The organism is Alkalihalobacterium sp. APHAB7 (assembly GCF_048323755.1).
Lineage (GTDB): Bacteria > Bacillota > Bacilli > Bacillales > Bacillaceae_F > Alkalihalobacterium.
Window position 1 is genome coordinate 33,670 of record NZ_JBLWFS010000004.1, and the last position, 15,493, is coordinate 49,162.

14 protein-coding genes are annotated in these 15,493 nt (G+C 38.4%); 12 read left to right on the plus strand and 2 right to left on the minus strand.

All coding sequences use genetic code 11. From position 1 onward, the window contains the following. Positions 1–90 precede the first annotated feature (90 nt). The 10 genes from ACNSTQ_RS05690 (at position 91) to ACNSTQ_RS05735 (ending at position 10,548) form a co-directional block, all read left to right on the plus strand. On the plus strand, positions 91–963 hold the full coding sequence (locus ACNSTQ_RS05690; protein ID WP_418198879.1) for an alpha/beta fold hydrolase: 873 nt from the start codon (positions 91–93) through the stop codon (positions 961–963). A gap of 59 nt (positions 964–1,022) precedes the next feature. Beyond that, positions 1,023–2,264, plus strand: coding sequence for a substrate-binding domain-containing protein (locus ACNSTQ_RS05695; RefSeq protein WP_418198880.1), 1,242 nt, complete (start codon positions 1,023–1,025; stop codon positions 2,262–2,264). Between the two features lie 113 nt (positions 2,265–2,377). Further along, positions 2,378–3,142: an ABC transporter ATP-binding protein gene (locus tag ACNSTQ_RS05700; protein WP_418198881.1), complete on the plus strand. Its 765-nt coding sequence runs from the start codon at positions 2,378–2,380 to the stop codon at positions 3,140–3,142. Beyond that, positions 3,129–3,833: an ABC transporter ATP-binding protein gene (locus tag ACNSTQ_RS05705; protein WP_418198882.1), complete on the plus strand. Its 705-nt coding sequence runs from the start codon at positions 3,129–3,131 to the stop codon at positions 3,831–3,833. The genes ACNSTQ_RS05700 and ACNSTQ_RS05705 overlap by 14 nt, the downstream gene beginning before the upstream one ends. Positions 3,834–3,914: 81 nt before the next feature. Then, a complete protein-coding gene (locus tag ACNSTQ_RS05710; RefSeq protein WP_418198883.1) occupies positions 3,915–4,784 on the plus strand; it encodes a branched-chain amino acid ABC transporter permease in 870 nt (289 codons plus the stop codon). Next, positions 4,781–5,800 (plus strand): branched-chain amino acid ABC transporter permease, encoded by a 1,020-nt coding sequence (locus ACNSTQ_RS05715; protein WP_418198884.1) that lies wholly within the window; start codon positions 4,781–4,783, stop codon positions 5,798–5,800. Before ACNSTQ_RS05710 ends, ACNSTQ_RS05715 begins: the two co-directional genes overlap by 4 nt. 32 nt (positions 5,801–5,832) lie before the next feature. Then, entirely contained in the window at positions 5,833–6,864 is a 1,032-nt protein-coding gene (locus ACNSTQ_RS05720) for a 3-oxoacyl-ACP synthase (RefSeq protein ID WP_418198885.1), read from the plus strand. 4 nt (positions 6,865–6,868) lie between these two features. Continuing rightward, positions 6,869–7,759 (plus strand): alpha/beta fold hydrolase, encoded by an 891-nt coding sequence (locus tag ACNSTQ_RS05725; protein WP_418198886.1) that lies wholly within the window; start codon positions 6,869–6,871, stop codon positions 7,757–7,759. 12 nt (positions 7,760–7,771) lie between these two features. Continuing rightward, the gene (gene fabG / locus ACNSTQ_RS05730) at positions 7,772–8,512 is read left to right on the plus strand and encodes a 3-oxoacyl-ACP reductase FabG (protein WP_418198887.1); all 741 of its coding nucleotides are present in this window, start codon (positions 7,772–7,774) and stop codon (positions 8,510–8,512) included. A 203-nt stretch (positions 8,513–8,715) separates the two neighbouring features. Continuing rightward, positions 8,716–10,548: a PHB depolymerase family esterase gene (locus ACNSTQ_RS05735; RefSeq protein WP_418198888.1), complete on the plus strand. Its 1,833-nt coding sequence runs from the start codon at positions 8,716–8,718 to the stop codon at positions 10,546–10,548. A gap of 107 nt (positions 10,549–10,655) precedes the next feature. Here ACNSTQ_RS05735 and ACNSTQ_RS05740 read toward each other — a convergent pair whose 3' ends face one another. Beyond that, positions 10,656–11,591 carry an AEC family transporter gene (locus ACNSTQ_RS05740; RefSeq protein ID WP_418198889.1) on the minus strand — a complete coding sequence of 312 codons (936 nt, stop codon included), beginning with the start codon at positions 11,589–11,591 and terminating at the stop codon, positions 10,656–10,658. A gap of 309 nt (positions 11,592–11,900) precedes the next feature. Here ACNSTQ_RS05740 and ACNSTQ_RS05745 point away from each other — a divergent pair, with 309 nt between their 5' ends. Together ACNSTQ_RS05745 and ACNSTQ_RS05750 are read left to right on the plus strand one after the other, a co-directional pair. Further along, positions 11,901–13,385 carry a class I adenylate-forming enzyme family protein gene (locus ACNSTQ_RS05745; RefSeq protein WP_418198890.1) on the plus strand — a complete coding sequence of 495 codons (1,485 nt, stop codon included), beginning with the start codon at positions 11,901–11,903 and terminating at the stop codon, positions 13,383–13,385. A 21-nt stretch (positions 13,386–13,406) separates the two neighbouring features. Further along, the gene (locus tag ACNSTQ_RS05750) at positions 13,407–14,180 is read left to right on the plus strand and encodes a TatD family hydrolase (RefSeq protein ID WP_418198891.1); all 774 of its coding nucleotides are present in this window, start codon (positions 13,407–13,409) and stop codon (positions 14,178–14,180) included. 114 nt (positions 14,181–14,294) lie between these two features. Here the strand turns inward: ACNSTQ_RS05750 and srtB are convergent, their stop codons facing one another. Next, positions 14,295–15,044: a class B sortase gene (gene srtB, locus ACNSTQ_RS05755; protein WP_418198892.1), complete on the minus strand. Its 750-nt coding sequence runs from the start codon at positions 15,042–15,044 to the stop codon at positions 14,295–14,297. Between the last annotated feature and the right edge of the window lie 449 nt (positions 15,045–15,493).

A 15,493-nucleotide genomic window follows, 5' to 3' on the forward strand; every position in this document is an offset into this window, starting at 1 on the left:
TACTAGTGCTTTTTTATTTTTGTAACTGGAGTGCAACTGTTGACGATTACAGTGTATTTAAGCAATTTAAGCATAAAGAGGAGGTGGGTTATGAGAGACAAGAAAATAGTAGCCAATGGATTACAGTTCCACATCGTTGATTATGGCGGACAATGTGAAGAGACTGTTCTTTGTATACATGGATTAACGGCCAATGCTCGGTGCTGGGATGCTATCGCGGAACGGTTAGTTCATCGTTATCGTGTGTTAGCTTTAGATCTCAGAGGCCGGGGTGATAGTGAAAAACCGCAAACGGGCTATTCTGTAAAACAGCATGCAGAAGATATTAACAAGATTATTCAACAGTTAAATCTAGACCAAGTGATTTTGGTTGGACATTCATTAGGAGCAATGATTGGTGTTGTTTTCTCATCCATGTATCCCAAAATGGTTTCTTCACTCATTTTAATCGATGGAGGTGAAGACTTAAGACCTGAAGTTGTTGATCTACTGAAGCCTTCTATTGAACGAGTTGAAAAACAGTATGAAACATTTGCTGGCTATAAAGCGCAAGTAAGTGAAATTCCTTTCTTCAGCCCTTGGAATGATTACTTAGAACAGTATTTCTATGCTGATGTTACACATTGTGATGATGGTTCGGTTGTGTCGAAAACCAGAAAGGGGATTATTAATGAAGAATTAATCAACTTAACCAAACCAAATATTAACGAATGTCATGCTGCTATTCAAGTTCCGACCTTAATATTGTGGGCACCGAATTGTTTATTTCATCCAACGGCCTATTTAATAAGTCAAGAAAATGGGATGAAACTAGCTCAAATGATAGACGGAGGAAAGTTTGTAGAAATTAGAGGAGCTAATCATTTTTCCATTTTATTTCATGAATATCAACAGACGTCTTCTGAAATTCTCGATTACTTACACGAAGTAAGTGCAGGAAAGTTACGTGCAACTAAAATGTAACTACTGTCATTCATACTACAATTAATGAAATTTAATTTATCTTTTAAGGGGGAAACAGAATGGGGAAAAAGAGATTTTTTCTTAGTGTAATGAGTGTAATCCTTGGTTTATTTTTACTATCTGCTTGTGGGTCAAATGATACAAGTAGTGAACCAGAAGGCAATGTAGATCCTGAAGAAATGGATACCGAAACAGAAGAAGTAGTTCGTGTCGGTGTCCTAACCTCACTAACAGGAGCTCTAGAGGCATATGGCGCTCAAACGGTGAAAGGATTTGAATTAGGACTGGAATATGCGACGAATGGAACGATGGAAGTGGCAGGTAAGAAAATTGAATACATTATTGAAGATACAGAGACACAGCCAGATGTAGCGGTTCAAAAGGCAACGAGATTACTTGAGGATTATAATGTGGACTTTATTATCGGTTCTTCTTCTTCAGGTGATACGTTAGCTGTGTTACCACTAGTAGAAGAATATGAAAAAATTATGATTGTAGAGCCAGCGGTGGCAGATAGTATTACAGGTGCCAACTGGAATAAACATATCTTCCGTACTGGTCGAAGCTCTTCTCAAGATGCAATTGCAGGGGCTGCGGCAATTGCGGGTGATGGCGTAAAAATTGCAACATTAGCTCAAGATAATGCTTTCGGAAGAGACGGTGTTGGAGCTTTTGCAACTACAGCAAAAGAATTAGGAGCTGATGTTGTTCATGAAGAGTACGCAGACCCAGCAGGAGTCGACTTTGCTGCTAATATCCAACGCGTTATTAATGCTGAGCCTGATTATCTGTTTGTCATATGGGCAGGTGCCAACTCTCCTTGGGGTCAATTAGCTGATATGAGAATTCAGGATCGTGGAATTCAAATATCAACAGGAGCGCCGGATATTGCAGCTCTTCGCACAATGGATGCCGTTGTTGGTATGAAAGGGTTTACTGTTTACCACCACAGTCTGCCAAACAATGAAGTAAATGATTGGTTAGTAGAGGAACATCAGAAGCGTCATAACGGTGAAATGCCGGATTTATTTACACCAGGTGGTTTCTCTGCTGCGATGGCTGTTGTTCAAGCGCTAGAAAATAGCAATGGTGTGACAGACTCAGACACATTAATCGAAACGATGCGAGGGATGACGTTTGATACTCCAAAAGGACCGATGACTTTCCGTCAAGAAGATCATCAAGCTATGCAAACGATGTATGCCATTACGTTAGAGCGTACTGAAGAATTTGATTACCCAGTACCAGTCATTATCCGTGAACTTTTACCAGAAGAAACGGCACCACCAATATTAAATTAAACATTAAAATGAGGCTGACTCAACAATAAAACTTCAATTCCTTAAGTGGCAGAAAGACAGGAGTTGATGTGGGTGAGTCAGCTTCAACCATCAAAGGAGGAAGGTGAACGCAAGTGGACGTTATTTTAGAAACGAAAGATTTAACGATCGCTTTTGGAGGGCATGTCGCTGTAAATGAAGTCAATATTCAAATTGAACGAAACCAATTGAAGTCGATTATAGGACCAAATGGTGCAGGGAAAACGACGTTTTTTAATATGTTAAGTGGCCAATTAACGCCAACGAAAGGTTCGGTACATTTAAATGGGAAGGATATTACAGGACTTACACCTACTGCACGAACTCGTTTAGGAATTGGTCGCTCCTTTCAAATTACAAATGTGTTTCCAAACTTAACTTGTCATGAAAATGTTCGTCTTGCTGTTCAATCACAGGCTGGAGTCCGTTACAACATGTTTAAACACTTTAAACACTTTAAGGACATTGACCGAAAAACGAATGAACTATTGAAAACGGTCTTGCTTGAAAATAAAGCTCAGGAGTTAGCGGTAAACTTAGCCCACGGAGAGAAAAGAAAATTAGAAATCGCAATGCTTTTAGCACTTGAATCAGAAGTTCTCCTACTAGATGAACCGACAGCTGGAATGTCGTTAGAAGAAGTACCCATGATTCTTGATGTAATCCGAAGTATTCGTGACGAACGAAATCGAACAATCATTTTAATAGAACACAAGATGGACATGGTTTTAGATTTATCTGATAGTATCATGGTTCTCTTCCACGGTAGTCTGTTAGCAGATGGTGACCCAGAGGAAATCATGAAAAATGAACAAGTTCAATCTGCTTATTTAGGAGGGCTTCAAGATGACGCTTCTTAAAGTAGAACAAATTCAAACGTACATTCAACAATATCATATTTTACAAGGCGTTTCTTTTGAAGTAAAAGCAGGGGAAGTTACTGTTTTACTAGGAAGAAATGGGGCTGGGAAGACAACGACACTTCGTTCCATTATGGGATTAAATCCGATTAAAGAAGGTACGATCACTTACAAGGATCAAGAGATTCATAGTTTGCCTACTCATAAAATCGCAAACTTAGGTATAGGTTATGTACCGGAAGATCAAGGAATTTTTGGCACACTGACTGTCGAGGAAAATATAAAAGTTGCGATGAAAAAGAAAGATGATGAGACATTAGAAAGACTAGATTGGATCTTAAACTTATTTCCCGATTTAAAAAAGTTTTGGAAGAAAAATGGAGGGCACTTAAGTGGCGGCCAGAAGCAAATGCTGTCCATTGCGAGGGCTTATGTGAATGAAAACGACATGCTGCTCATCGATGAACCTAGTAAAGGGTTAGCCCCTATTATCGTTGAGAAAGTGATGGAGTCGATCCAACAAATGAAAGAAAAGACGACAGTAGTACTAGTTGAACAAAACTTCATGATGGCTAGTACGATTGGAGATCGTTTTTATATTATCGATGACGGACATTCCGTACACAGTGGAGCCATGGAAGAGTTAAAGCAGAATGAAGAATTAAAGCGGCAATATTTAGGAATTGCATAATTCTAGTTGTTAGTTCGGTATTTTAATTGAGCGGATACGCTCTTGTTGATAGAAATAAACTGATTTAAAGGAGGGACAACTGTGGACTTATTAATTAGTATTACAATCAATGGATTGGCAACGGGAATGCTCATTTTTTTATTAGCAGCCGGTCTAACTTTAATCTTTGGGTTAATGGATGTTTTAAACTTTGCTCACGGTGCTTTATTCCTTTGGGGGGCTTATGCAGGTATTTGGGCGTTCACTACGACTGAGAGTTATATTGTAGGTATTATCGCAGCAGTAGTCGCGGGAGCCATATTAGGTTACTTATTAGAGCGGTTTATTATCAAACCTGTCTACGGGAATCACATTCAACAAATTCTTATAACACTCGGTGCCATGCTTGTTTTAAGTGAGCTCGTAAAGGTTGTTTGGGGCCCCAATATTATTCATGCGCAAAGTCCAAGTTGGCTGCAAGGTAGTTGGGAAGTAGGAAATATCTATTTAATCAAATATCGTCTATTCATTATTCTAATTGGTCTCATTGTGTTTTTCGGTTTACTATTCTTACTTAACAAAACGAAACTTGGATTAGTTGTAAGAGCTGGTGTTATTGATAAAGAAATGGTTCAAGCATTAGGAATTAACATACGAAAAATTTTCTTATTTGTATTTATGCTCGGTTCGGGTATGGCTGGTTTAGCAGGTCTATTGTTTGGTCCGTATTCTGGTGTGATCTACGCTGAAATTGGCTTGGAGTACGGCATTCTAGCATTTATAGTCGTCATTATCGGTGGGATGGGCAGTGTACTTGGTTCGATGACAGCAGCGGTACTAGTCGGTGTATTAGGTGCTTATGCTGCCTATTTTGTACCGGAGTTAGCCTTAGCTGTGAACTTCTTAATTATGTTAGCAATCTTAATATTTAAGCCTTCAGGTCTAATGGGGACAAAGGAGGCGTTGAAATGAGTCGTTTAAAACAATTGTCTCGATTTAAGCTGACATTAGCCGTTTTAACTATTGGTTTATTCTTGTTTCCGTTCATTAATGACTCTAGAACCATGCTTATTATGTTAACGCAAATCTTTATTTTTGCTGCTTTTGCAATGAGTTACGATATTTTACTAGGATACTCAGGCATTGTTTCGTTTGGTCATGCGATGTTTTTTGGGATTGGCGCTTACACAGTCGGTATTTGTTTAAAAGCATTTGGTGCAACTATTCCAGTTGTTCTATTAGCCGTTTTAATTACCGTTATTTTTACAGCGGTCGTAAGTTACTTAGTTGGTTTGTTAACGCTTCGCTTAAAAGGACACTTTTTTGCGATGCTAACATTAGCTGTTTCGAGTTTGTTCGTTGTCGTTGCTGAAAAGTGGCGGTCAGTAACGATGGGGAATGACGGATTTACGTTTACCATTCCTGACCTCTTTAGAGATCGAGTTAGTTTTTATATTATTTGTTTAGTGTTTATGGTGCTTATTTATTTACTTCTTAGACGTTTTACAGAGTCGCCGATGGGACGTGTATTACAAGCGATAAGAGAAAATGAACCTCGAGTAGAATCGCTTGGTTACCGAGTGATGCATTATAAAATTACAGCGAACGTAGTAGCGGGTGTCGTTGCTGGGTTAGCAGGTATTTTATATGGAATGAGCTTACGCTTTGTTAATACAGCAGTATTATCTGTTGAATTAACGTTAGATGCGCTCCTTATCACAATTATTGGTGGTGTTGGTACACTATTTGGATCGATTGTTGGGGCAGCTTTAATAGAATTTGCGAAACATGGCTTGATGGACTTAGCTAAAGTACATTGGATTTTCGAACGATGGATTATTTTGTTCGGAACTGTTTTTATTTTAGTTGTCATGTTCTTCCCAAAAGGTATTGTAGGTACCATTCAACATTGGTGGGCTAAATATCAGTATAAAAAAGGACTTCGAAAATCAATTCCGAAACAGTCTGGAATTGATAAGGATATTTAATTTGTTTGCAGGAGTAGGAGAGTGTTTGTCGAATGAAAAAAGAAGACGTCGGAATTGTAAGTACTGGGGTATATATACCAGATGAGTGGATGACGAGTACTGACATTGCTGAGCAATCGGGAATACCTGTTGAAATCATTGAAGAGAAGATGGGCATCCTAAAAAAAACTCTCCCGGGTAGTGATGATCACACATGTCAGATGGGGATTTATGCAGCAAGAAAAGCATTAGAAAAAGGAAATATTGACCCAAAAGACATTGACTTAGTCATTTATATTGGTGAGGAACATAAAGAATACCCGCTCTGGACAGCTGGTATTATGCTCCAGCGGGAAGTAGGGGCAACGAATGCTTGGGCATTTGACGTAGCGTTGCGATGTGGTACGACAATTATGGCTATGAAAGTAGCGAAGGATATGATGTTAGCAGATCCTTCTATCCAAACGGTTCTATTAGCAGGTGGTTATCGAAACGTTGACTTTATCGACTATATAAATCCTAGAACACGGTTTATGTATAATCTTGCTGCTGGGGGTGGAGCCGTCATATTACAAAAAGGCTATCACTCTAACATTCTACTTGATAGTCATATCATTACAGATGGATCATTTTCAGAAGATGTCGTCGTTGCAGCTGGTGGAACAAAAAATCCGATTAGTAGAGAAGCGATTGAGAAAAGGCTCAACTATTTAGATGTCCTCGATCCAGAAGGGATGAAACAACGTCTGGAAGAAAAATCAATGAAAAACTTTATCGAAGTCATTCGACGATCGTTACAAAAAAGTGGCTACGATCAAAAGGATATTGATTATCTCGGAATTCTACACATGAAAAAATCAGCGCATGATTATGTGCTGCGTGAGTTAGGACTTACCGATGAGCAATCGATTTATTTAAATAAGTTCGGTCATATCGGTCAAATCGATCAGATCCTGTCAATGGAATTAGCCCTTGAACAAGGGAAAATAAAAGATGGGGATGTCGTCGTCCTCGTTAGTGCAGGCATTGGCTACGCTTGGGGGGCAAATACAATTCGTTGGGGAAAAGCTAGTCAGGAGGTGTAAACTAGTGTCAAACATCATGTTACAATCGGTGAACATACCAAATGGGGAAACAATCGCTTATCGTGAGAGAGCAGGTGGAGATGAGGTTATTCTTCTTATCCATGGGAATATGACGTCATCTAAACATTGGGACCTTTTACTTGAAACACTTCCACCGCAGTATAAACTATATGCGGTTGATATGAGAGGGTTCGGTGGTTCTTCCTATTATCAACCGATTGAATCCATTAAAGATTTCTCAGATGACATTAAGAGCTTTGTTGATGCTGTTGGTTTAAAACAGTTTTCGATGGTCGGTTGGTCTACAGGTGGCACAGTAGCGATGCGTTATGCCATCGATTATCCAACCGATGTTCAAAAACTAGTTTTATTGTGTTCGGGTTCGACTCGGGGTTATCCGTTTATGAGTGTAGATGCAAATGGAGAATTTATCCGATTAGCTACGTTAGAAGAAATAAAAAAAGACGCAACAAAAACAATTCCAGTGTCCCAGGCGTATGAACAACGAAATAAAGACTTTTTAAAAGCGGTATGGAATTCGTTGATTTATACGAACAACCAACCTGATGAGCAAAAATACGACGAGTATTTAGAAGATATGCTAACACAGCGAAACTTATCAGAAGTATATCACGCTTTAAATAGTTTCAATATTAGTAATGTTCATAATGGAGTTACTGAGGGGTCTGGCGAAGCGAAAAAAATTACCCACCCAACACTTATTGTAGCCGGAGAAAATGACCTTGTGATTACCCAACAAATGACAGAGGAAATAAAAGAAGACTTAAGTGTTCAAGCAGAGCTCATTTATTTAAAAGGTTGTGGCCATTCTCCACTCATTGATGATTTAGAACAACTACAATTAACGATAACAAATTTTCTACGGAAACCTTAGGGGGATATAATCATGAGACTACAAAACAAAACAGCTATTATTACTGGAGCTGGAAATGGAATAGGAAAAGAAGCAGCCCTTACATTTAGTCGAGAAGGAGCAAATGTGGTCGTTGCAGATTTTGATGAAGCAGCTGCAGAAGCCGTTGTAGCTGAACTCAAAGAAAAAGGTGGCAACGGTATTGCGGTAAAAGTAAATGTGGCGGACCAAGAAAGTGTAACTCAAATGGTGCAAGAAGCTGTAAATTCTTTTGGAAGCGTCGATATTTTAGTGAATAATGCCGGTATCACTGCAGATGCCATGTTACACAAGTTAACTCCTGAAAACTGGCAAAAAGTCATTGATGTAAATTTAACAGGTGTATTCTATTGTACACAAGCTGTTATTCCTAAAATGGTGGAACAAGGTAAAGGCAAGATCATTACAACTTCAAGTGTTTCTGGCGTTTACGGAAATGTCGGTCAGACGAATTATGCGGCAACGAAAGCTGGTGTTGTCGGAATGACAAAGTCATGGGCGAAGGAATTAGGCGGTAAAGGAATTAACGTCAATGCAGTCGCACCAGGATTTGTTGAAACGGGCATGGTAGCTAAAGTACCTGATAAAGTCATTGAAAAGCTTAAAATGACAATCCCACTTAACCGACTAGGTAACCCTGCAGATATCGCAAACGCTTATTTATTTTTAGCATCAGATGAATCTGATTATGTAAATGGAACCGTCCTACATGTAGACGGCGGTATTATGATGTAACTAATAAGAGACCATTGACAGGACTAGCTGTCAATGGTTTTTTTGGTTTGAGAAAAGAATTGTAACTTATGAGAAACCATCAAATGTTACTCTAAAACTTGAGATGTTCAAATAAGATACCCAAAAATAAACGCCACTTTTAACGAGCATTGAGTTAATTTAAGTATTAAATATTCTCACATCACTATTTAAAAGGAGTGAAAATGGACCGATTACAAAAAAGTGATGAAAGGGGTTTTTCTAGAAAGATGAAGACGAGAACTGTGTTGAGTATTTCTAGTTTCTGCTTGTTAACGTTAGCATTTTTGTTAGTGCTTTCAAGTCATGTCTATGGTTCAAGTACATTTACAAGTCACTCATATGGGGGGAAAACGTACAAAGTTTTTATCCCAAGTACTTATGATTCAGCAACTTCAACATCCTTAATGGTCATGTTACATGGGTGTACTCAAGATGCAAATCAATTCTCTGTTGGAACAGAAATGAATGCTGTAGCTGAAGAAGAAGGGTTTATCGTTCTATATCCAGAACAAGCATCTAGTGCAAACTCGAGTAAATGTTGGAATTGGTTTGAGACCGCACATCAATCTAGGGGAAGTGGAGAACCGGCTGTAATTGCTGGGATGGTCGAGCAAGTAAAAAATAATTATTCCATTGATCCGAATCAAGTGTATGTTGCTGGGTTATCCGCAGGTGGAGCAATGAGTGTCATTATGGGAGCCACATATCCAGATGTATTTTCTGGAATAGGTGTAGGCGCTGGGCTTGAATACAAAGCAGCAACAAGCTCATTACAAGCTTGGACAGCTATGAGTAATGGTGGTCCAGATCCAATACGACAAGGAAGATTAGCTTATCAAGCAATGGGACAATTCGCACAAGTAATCCCAACCATCGTTTTCCATGGAAATAGTGATTTTACAGTACAATCAATCAATGGCCACCAAGTAATTACTCAATGGGCTAAAACAAATGACTTAGCTTATGATGGACAAGAAAATACGTACTTTTACGATGTTGCTGATGAAGTAATTCAAGGTCAAGTGTCTGGAGGAAGGAGTTATACACGGTCGATTTATCGTGACAATGCCGGTAATTTATTAATGGAAAAGTATATAGTAGATGGTATGGGCCATGCGTGGTCAGGAGGAAGTTCACAAGGAAGCTACACGGACCCAGCTGGCCCTAGAGCAAGTGAGTTAATGTGGGAGTTCTTCAATAGCTCTGAACATAAAGATCCAGAGGATGAACCAGGGGAAAATATTCCTTTAGTAACATCTGCAGAACCATCAGGAGGTACCTATACCGCTCCAGTACAAGTTACGCTTCATACAAACAGAGAAGCAACCACATACTACACACTAGATGAATCACAACCGGATGAACATTCACAAGTGTATACTGGCCCTATACAAATAGAACAATCTACAACTTTAAAGTTCTATTCTGTCGATACGAATGGACTAGTTGAAGAGATACAGACAGAGTCATATATAATTGACGAAGGTTCTAGTGAGCATGTCACATTGACTTCTATCACACAGGAAGACGGTTTTGTCGGTCGCTTTTCTGCTGATGGACTAGGTATTAATGTCTTAAAGGTAGGAGATAAGGGGATGTTTAATACTGATACTTATCGAACGATCCTTTCCTTTAATACTTCATCGTTAAATAGTAATGATATTATCAAAGGAGCGGTAGTGCGTTTATACCGTAAATCATTAACAGGTAATATACGCAGTTTGGAAATTGACTTAAAATCGGGTTACTTTGGTTCATCCCCTACACTAGAGCAAACAGATTACGCAGCAACAGCAACGATTACTAACTTCATGACTGTTCAGGTACCATCAAATGATCAAGAGTACATTGATATTGAAATACCTAGCAATTACCTTGACTATATTAATAAAAATGGTAGAACGCAATTTCGAATAAAAGCTAATACGACCGCATCTTTTACAAGCAATCTTCTAGAGATATATGGTAGTAGTAGTCAAGATTTTGCTCCTCAATTAATTCTATCATTGGAATAAGAAGAAAAATAATTTCATTATGAAAAATTTTTAGAAGGTTTCCTGTGTGAAACCTTCTTTATTTTATAATACTCAAAAATGTATGGTCACTTCCTAGTTTGATGTAACTAATAAAGTAAAGAAACGATAAAAGCAATAAACGGGATCGTTAATAACGATAGAAGTGTGGAATACACAGTTGTAATAACGGCTAATTCTTCATCGTTGGAATATCGGGCAAATAAGACAGTGGCAAGCATAATCGTCGGCATCGCTGAAAGAATGATAACAATGTTACTAACCAAGTAATCTAACGGAAGTAAAGAGATAATGAGCATCGTTACAATCGGGATGATCAACAGGCGAACCCCGAGTGGAAACCATATTTGTTTGTAAAAGAGAAAGCCTCTTTTTTGAAAAAGCGGGGGTAACAACATTCCGATATATAACATCGCTAATGGTGCAGCAAGTGCTGATAACATACTCGTTAATTGTTTCATGAATTGAGGTGGTTCAACGCCTGTTATAACTGCCGTTAATCCAATAATAATCGCCAACAATGGTAGGTTAATTAATGCCTTTAGCTGTGAAAACTGAAAGCGTTTTTCTGATTGCAACATATATATGACGACTGAAAATAAAACGATATCTAAACCAGCATCAAAAATAGCTGCTAATAGTCCACCTACAGGTCCAAATATCGTTGCACAAAGCGGTATGCCGATAAAACCGGTATTTCCTAAAGCAGCTAAAATGGTCATCTTTTTTGCGAAAGTACTTTCAAAACGTAAGGCTCTAGATAAGATCCACGCAAATAATAGAGCTCCTAAATGGAAGATGACCGATAACCCAAATATAATAACGACTTGATGTAACAATTGAGTTGTAACTTCTGTATTAAAAACCCCGTTTAAAATAATGGAAGGTACGGCAATATTTAATATTATCAGGATTAACACATGCTTAATTTCAGTAGTAATTTCTACTTTAAAAGCTAATGTTGCACCTATTGCAATAATTAATCCCATGACCATTATTGATGTTGCGACAACGTATATATCCATCATAGTTTCCTTTCGAAATTCATATAGTCATAGTTTTATTGTAACTAAATCTACATAACTGTCAAAAAGAAGAAATTGAATTTCTTTTTTAATGGCTACTTTCGTAAATTTTGTTGCTATATTCAAAAGCTTCACGCTAAAGCGTGGAGAACGAAGCTTTCGCTTGGTTACGGTCCAATAGCTAAAAGCAACAATCTTTTAGAAAAGAGCTTTTTTAATAGAGTCCAGGAAGCTAAATTTGTAACTCGGTTGTAACTACTCTCAAATAAGATCAAGATGTAAATGCTTATGGTGAAGGAGGGTGGTAAAATGAGCTGGGAAACAGATTGGATTGCAAATAGAGCTCGTATTACCCCAGAGAGAGTCGCGGTAGTCAACGGGGAAACGAATGAAAATTGGACATACGAGCAATTAAATAGACGTGCACAAAATCTTGCGAGTGCATTAGTGGAACGCGGCATAAAAACAGGAGATCGAGTGGCGCTTCTTTCGCCTAATCACGTTTGTTATTTTGATCTCCTATTCGCTTGTACTAAAATTGGCGCTATTTTTGTTCCGTTAAATTGGAGGTTAGCTCGTCATGAAATTGCGTATATTTTAAATGATTGTCAGCCTAAAATACTCATTTATGATGACAAACTAGAGGGACTAGTTTCATCTCCATTTCAAAGTGTTGCTATAAGACGGAACGGAAGTGAGTATAGTCAGTGGTTATTAAAGCGTGGAAAAGGAGAAGTCTACAAGGTAGATTTTGATGCGCCTCTAGCAATTATTTATACAGGAGGAACAACAGGAAAACCTAAAGGTGCTGTTTTAACTCATCGATCCGTTTTTTACAATATGATTAACACGATTACAAGTTGGAACATTAAAGGGGAAGACACAACATTAACCTATTTACCGATGTTTCATACAGGGGGACTAAACGCGCTTTCTTTACCGCTTCTTCATATGGGTGGCAAAGTAGTCATTGTCGATCAATTCGAACCAGTAGAAGCGATACGCATTTTAAATGAACAGCGTTGTACGATCGCATTGTTTGTTCCAACGATGTATCATATGCTTATTCAAACCGAAGAATTTGAAAAACAGAGATTTCCTACGATGCATACGTTTCTTTCAGGTGGGGCTCCTTGCTCTTACAAGATCTATGAAGCTTTTGCGAAGAAAGGTTTACAATTCAAAGAAGGTTACGGTTTGACAGAAGCAGGTCCGAACAACTTCTTTATTGATCCTAATGAAGTAAAAAACAAACGAGGTTCTGTTGGTAAACCAATGCTTTATAATAAAGTAAGAATTATTGATGAAGTAGGAAATGATGCACAAGCTGGAGAAGTTGGAGAAATTATTATTAATGGGTATCATGTATTCGATCATTACTGGAATCGCCCGGATGCCACTTCAGAAGCGGTTCGAAGCGGATGGCTTTATACAGGAGATTTAGGAAAGAAGGACGAGGATGGTTATTTTTACATTGTAGGCCGAAAAAAAGATATGATTATAACGGGTGGAGAAAATGTATATCCACTAGAAATCGAGCATATTTTAGCTGAATATGAACAAATCGCTGAAGTTGCGGTTGTTGGATTACCTGATGAAAAGTGGGGAGAAGTAGTTGCAGCGTTTATTGTCCCTAAACAAGAGGGTTCGATAACCGTTCATGACATAGAAGACCATTGTCGAAAATATTTAGGTGGCTATAAAATCCCGAGGAAAATTAGTCTGGTCTCAGAACTTCCGAAAACACCTGTTGGAAAAATTGATAAAAAAGAGCTCGTTAAATCTTGTAGTTAAAAGCTGATAATGGGGGATCTTATGATCGATTCACATATCCATCTTTATCAATACACTGATATTGAAAAAAGAATTCAACATTGGCAAAAGAATGGGATAGAAAAGGTAGTCGCTGTTTCTAATAATCTAAAGTCTTCTTATGAAACGTTAAAGTTGAAACAACGTTACCCTGACTTTATTATTGCTGGTGTTGGATACCATCCTGAACAAAAGCCGATGGATGGGCAAGACATGAATGAATTAGAAGAACTTCTCCATTCCGAAAAACAAGCAGTTTCGTTCATTGGGGAGGTTGGCCTTCCTTATTATATTTTGGACCAATTAACAGATGCTGAGCAAAGGTTGCATGTAGAACAGTTTGCTAGGTGGGTGGATGTTGCAAAGCAAACAAAATTACCGTTAGCCATTCACGCTGTTCATTCACAAGCGGCGCAAGCTCTTTCTCTTTTAAAACAGTCCCCAGCAGTGCAGGCACACTTCCATTGGTTAAAGGCTCCTGAACAAGTTGTAAAAGAGATTGTCGCAGCAGGACACTTTATTTCAGTGACACCTGAGATTTGTTACCGTGAGCGTGATCAAAAGTTAGCTGAAATGGTTCCTATTACGCAATTACTCATAGAAACAGATGGACCTTGGCCATTTAATGGACCATTTGAAAATGAAGAAACGTCGCCGTTATTCCTTAAATCGATTACGAAGAAAATAGCAGACGTGAAACAAATCCATGTAAGCAAAGTTATTGAGCAAACCATTACGAATACTAAATTCATTTATGAGAGTAAATACAAAAGCTGATTTCATATTGAAATCAGCTTTTGTAAAAAGATGGTTCAATTCCAGGTTAACTTGAGAAAAATGTGTTGAAATACCTTTAAGTACCTATAACAAAGTCATTGCTTCAAGTATTTTTTAGTTTATTTTACGGGCATGGACAACAAACCTAGCATCCTCAAAATCATAAGCACATGTAGAAAGGGTCAGTAACTGATCCTCATGTGTGAAGTTAACATCATTTGGTTGAATTTGTGACTTTTTTTGAACCAATTGAAGAAAATCAAGATAGTCTTGATCTGAAGAAAAGTCCGTAACGATATAATAAAAATCGGTAGCTGTAACGTATGCGGAGAAAACTTCCCACTCGGTCTCTTGTGCAAGAGTTTGAATGGTAATGGTACGATTATTTTCAAAAAAGTCTTCGTCTTGATAATTTAATAACCCTTTAAACATTGAACCATCTCTCATATGGTGTCCATAAATAATTGAGTGCCGGTCGGAAAGGTCTGGTGCATTTCGAAAATCCATAAAAATTGAGCCTGCATCTGATTTGGAATGTTGAAAGTTGTGGTCAAGGTAGTAATCATTATCTTTCGTTTGAACGACCGGATAATCAATTGGAGTGTTTAAAACTGTAATCCATCCAACCGTATCTTCATTTATTTCTAGCAATGGTAGAAATTGTTCTCTTATTAGAAGATCTTCTTGTGCCTCTATATTATTATGAAACATTTCATCTTCTGGCAAGAAGTCTGTGTACGTTTCTTGGACTGCTGCATACATCCGGTGATTTTCATAACTACCATAAAAGTAATCTACGATATGAAACATTGAAAATAATAAAATTGAAACACATATCCCGATGATTATACGTCTAACATTCATAACAAGCATCCTAACTTTAGACAAAAGGGAGCTAGTAGCTCCCTTTTGTAGAGATTAAGAAATTATAAAGTTCGAAGATGTCTAGCTCCAGGTGCCATCGGCTCGAGGTCGCTTCGGTCCATCAAAAGTGTCTAAAAAGCAAGCCACTTATTGCTGGCCCTCCAGCGCTTGTCGCCGATAAGCAGGCACCTTACGCCTTTCACTGTCTAGCTCCAGGTGCCATCGGCTCGAGGTCGCTTCGGTCCATCAAAAATGTCTAAAAAGCAAGCCACTTATTGCTGGCCCTCCAGCGCTTGTCGCCGATAAGCAGGCACCTTACGCCTTTCACTGTCTAGCTCCAGGTGCCATCGGCTCGAGGTCGTTTCGGTCCATCAAAAGGTGTCTAAAAAGCAAGCCACTTATTGCTGACCCTCCAGCGCTTGTCGCCGATAAGCAGGCACCTTACGCCT

What these genes read in the sequence shown, in the direction of transcription:
- fabG (WP_418198887.1), top strand. Translation starts at nt 7,772, where the DNA reads ATGAGACTACAAAACAAAACAGCTATTATTACTGGAGCTGGAAATGGA.
- ACNSTQ_RS05740 (WP_418198889.1), bottom strand. Translation starts at nt 11,591, where the DNA reads ATGGATATATACGTTGTCGCAACATCAATAATGGTCATGGGATTAATT.
- ACNSTQ_RS05715 (WP_418198884.1), top strand. Translation starts at nt 4,781, where the DNA reads ATGAGTCGTTTAAAACAATTGTCTCGATTTAAGCTGACATTAGCCGTT.
- ACNSTQ_RS05735 (WP_418198888.1), top strand. Translation starts at nt 8,716, where the DNA reads ATGGACCGATTACAAAAAAGTGATGAAAGGGGTTTTTCTAGAAAGATG.
- ACNSTQ_RS05690 (WP_418198879.1), top strand. Translation starts at nt 91, where the DNA reads ATGAGAGACAAGAAAATAGTAGCCAATGGATTACAGTTCCACATCGTT.
- ACNSTQ_RS05705 (WP_418198882.1), top strand. Translation starts at nt 3,129, where the DNA reads ATGACGCTTCTTAAAGTAGAACAAATTCAAACGTACATTCAACAATAT.
- srtB (WP_418198892.1), bottom strand. Translation starts at nt 15,044, where the DNA reads ATGAATGTTAGACGTATAATCATCGGGATATGTGTTTCAATTTTATTA.
- ACNSTQ_RS05745 (WP_418198890.1), top strand. Translation starts at nt 11,901, where the DNA reads ATGAGCTGGGAAACAGATTGGATTGCAAATAGAGCTCGTATTACCCCA.
- ACNSTQ_RS05720 (WP_418198885.1), top strand. Translation starts at nt 5,833, where the DNA reads ATGAAAAAAGAAGACGTCGGAATTGTAAGTACTGGGGTATATATACCA.
- ACNSTQ_RS05750 (WP_418198891.1), top strand. Translation starts at nt 13,407, where the DNA reads ATGATCGATTCACATATCCATCTTTATCAATACACTGATATTGAAAAA.
- ACNSTQ_RS05695 (WP_418198880.1), top strand. Translation starts at nt 1,023, where the DNA reads ATGGGGAAAAAGAGATTTTTTCTTAGTGTAATGAGTGTAATCCTTGGT.